At 58.9% G+C, this 2,586-nt stretch carries 3 protein-coding genes; 2 read left to right on the top strand and 1 reads right to left on the bottom strand.

Annotation, left to right across the window (positions count from 1 at the left end):
* Window positions 1-124: 124 nt before the first annotated feature.
* Window positions 125-943 carry an ABC transporter ATP-binding protein gene (locus tag NW819_RS09055; protein ID WP_414329274.1) on the bottom strand — a complete coding sequence of 273 codons (819 nt, stop codon included), beginning with the start codon at window positions 941-943 and terminating at the stop codon, window positions 125-127.
* Window positions 944-999: 56 nt separating this feature from the next.
* On the opposite strand from NW819_RS09055, the gene NW819_RS09050 reads away from it, so the two are divergent.
* Together NW819_RS09050 and NW819_RS09045 are read left to right on the top strand one after the other, a co-directional pair.
* The gene (locus NW819_RS09050; protein ID WP_414413544.1) at window positions 1,000-1,149 is read left to right on the top strand and encodes a hypothetical protein; all 150 of its coding nucleotides are present in this window, start codon (window positions 1,000-1,002) and stop codon (window positions 1,147-1,149) included.
* Between the two features lie 119 nt (window positions 1,150-1,268).
* Window positions 1,269-2,522: an ABC transporter substrate-binding protein gene (locus tag NW819_RS09045; RefSeq protein ID WP_414342885.1), complete on the top strand. Its 1,254-nt coding sequence runs from the start codon at window positions 1,269-1,271 to the stop codon at window positions 2,520-2,522.
* The last annotated feature ends 64 nt before the right edge of the window (window positions 2,523-2,586 follow it).

Genomic DNA, 2,586 nt, shown 5'->3' with positions numbered 1-2,586 from the left:
TTGCCGGCTCCATTGGGGCCGATGATCACCACAATTTGCCCGGGGTTCACCTTCAGGTGGATCCCCTTGAGGATGTCCACCCCCCGGTAGCCGCTGTAGAGATCTTGGATGTCCAGCAAAGGGGTCATGAGAGGGATCCCTCCGAAGGCAGAGGGGAGGGTTGGGGTGGGTTTAGGGAGTCGGCCAGTGCCACAGATCCCAAATAGGCCTCCCGCACGGCTGGGTTTTGTTTGATCTCCTCCATGGATCCCTGGGTGAGAACCTTGCCGGCAGCCATGACCACCACATGGTCGCAGAGACGGGTCACCAGATCCAGGTCATGCTCGATGATGCAAAAGGTGCAGCCCCGCTCGCGGTTGAGATACTCGATAAAACGCATCAAATCCGCCAGCAGAGTGCGGTTGACGCCGGCCCCCGGTTCATCCAGCAGGATCACCCGTGCATCGGTCATCAAGGTACGTCCCAGTTCCAAGAGTTTTTTTTGCCCCCCGGAAAGGGTGACGGCCAGTTGATCCCGCAGATGGATCAGGTTCAGCCGTTCCAGAACCTCTTCCGCCCGAGCTTGCAGGTTGCGTTCTTGTCGTTGCACCCGCCGCCAACCGAACCAAGTGGCGAACAGGTTTTCCCCTATCTGGTTGGGGGGAACCACCATCAAGTTCTCCAAGACGGTCATGCGGCCAAACTCCCGCGGGATCTGAAAGGTGCGCACCAGCCCTCGACGGAACAGATGGTGAGGGGGCAGGCCGGTGATGTCTTCCCCATCTAGCCAGATGCGCCCGCTGCTGGGCCGAATAAACCCGGCGATGATGTTAAAGAGCGTGGTCTTCCCTGCCCCATTCGGGCCGATCAAGCCCGTAATCCGACCGGTTTCGATGCGGAAGGAACAGTGATCCACCGCGCTAATGCCGCCAAACCGCTTGGAGATGTCGTCGATAACAATCACGCCGCTGCCTTGGGAAAACCCCGCCGACCGATGAGTTCAGTATTTCTCAAAATATAATGAGCCCAATGGCTGAGTTTGCCCATTATCCTTCCTGGATTCCTACAGGGGCAACTGCCTTTGGAGGCCGCAGCCAGCCCTACAGCAGCCAAGGAACGGGCGAGATCCTGAGTCTGGCCCGCCTGTTTCCCGGAGCCATCTTTTCTTGAGGGAGTGGGGAACGCTTTGAGGTGAGCCAACGTCTGACTACTACGACTCAACACTTGACTTTACTTGACCTTTGGGATCTGAGTTCTACTTTCCCTTCCCTCACAGGAGGTTGTCGGCTATGTCTCGCATGAATAAACTCACCCGACGGGCCTTTGCAGCGGCGGCTGCCCTGACGGCGGCTGCTCTTGCCACCACTCTGCTGCCCAGCACGGCACAGCAGGCCACTCAGGGGCCGGTCAAAATCGGGGCCTTGATGTCTCTTACCGGGGATCTGCAGGCCTTCGGGGAAAACTGCCTCAAAGGGATCAAGCTGGCGATTGACCAAATCAACGCCGCCGGTGGCATTTTGGGATCCCCTGCCCAAGTGGTCGAAGCGGATGACCAGACGTCGGCTCAGCCGGCTATCGACGCAGCTCAACGGTTGGTCACCGTGGAGAAGGTGGCCGGCATCATCGGCGCCTTGGGCAGTGGCATCACCATTCCGGTGGCCACGACGGTCACGGTTCCCAATCGGATCCCGCAAATTTCCCCCGCTTCCACCGCTCCTACCATTACCACTCTGGAGGACAACGATTTTCTGTTTCGCACAGTTCCTTCCGATGCCTATCAAGGGGTAGCCCTGGCCCAGATCACCCGTGAAGAGAAGCTGGAGCGCCTGGCCATCATCTACATCAATAACGACTATGGCCAGGGCCTGGCCGACAGCTTTAAGACGGCTTTTGAAAAGCGGGGCGGCACCATCACCAAGTCGGTTCCCTACGAGCCCGGCAAGGCTTCCTATCGCAGTGAGCTGACCCAACTGAAGGAAGGGGATCCCCAGGCATTGGTGCTGATTGGCTACCCCGAAAACGGTGTGGTCATTTTGCGGCAAGCTTTGGAAGAGGGGCTGTTTGACCGCTTTGTCTTCACCGATGGCATGCGCTCTCCCGACGTGGCAGCCCAGGTGGGAGCCGAAAAGCTAGAGGGATCCATCGGCGTTTCGCCTCAGGCCCTCACCGATAGCAAGGCTTACCAAATCTTTGCCGAAGCCTACAAAGCCGCCTACGGGGAGCTGCCCCCCACCCCCTACATCGACACCGCCTACGATGCCGCTTTTGTCCTGGCTCTGGCCATTCAGAAAGCCGGCAGCACCGATGGCACTGCTGTTCGGGATGCTTTGCGGGAAGTGGCCAATCCCCCCGGCACCGAGATCCTGCCCGGAGAGTGGGCCAAGGCTGTGGAGCTGATCGGCAAAGGGGAAGACATCTTCTACACCGGCGCCTCTGGATCCATCAACTTCGATGAGAATGGGGAGGTGGCCGGCACCTTTGCCCACTGGACTTTCCAAGGGGGGAAGGTGGTGGATCTGAAGGTGTTTGAGCCGGAGAGCTAATTTTCCCCTACGGCTCCTGAGTGGGGGTCGGTTTCTCCTTCCGAGCATGCCTCTAACCCCCAAA

The sequence above is a fragment of the Synechococcus sp. R8-2 genome, assembly GCF_047461715.1.
Classification (GTDB): domain Bacteria; phylum Cyanobacteriota; class Cyanobacteriia; order Thermostichales; family Thermostichaceae; genus Thermostichus.
This window is presented reverse-complemented; position numbering and strand designations above follow the sequence as displayed.

Bases quoted from the DNA above. Each gene is read 5' to 3' on its own strand.
- NW819_RS09050 (WP_414413544.1), top strand. From the start codon at position 1,000: ATGAGCCCAATGGCTGAGTTTGCCCATTATCCTTCCTGGATTCCTACA.
- NW819_RS09045 (WP_414342885.1), top strand. From the start codon at position 1,269: ATGTCTCGCATGAATAAACTCACCCGACGGGCCTTTGCAGCGGCGGCT.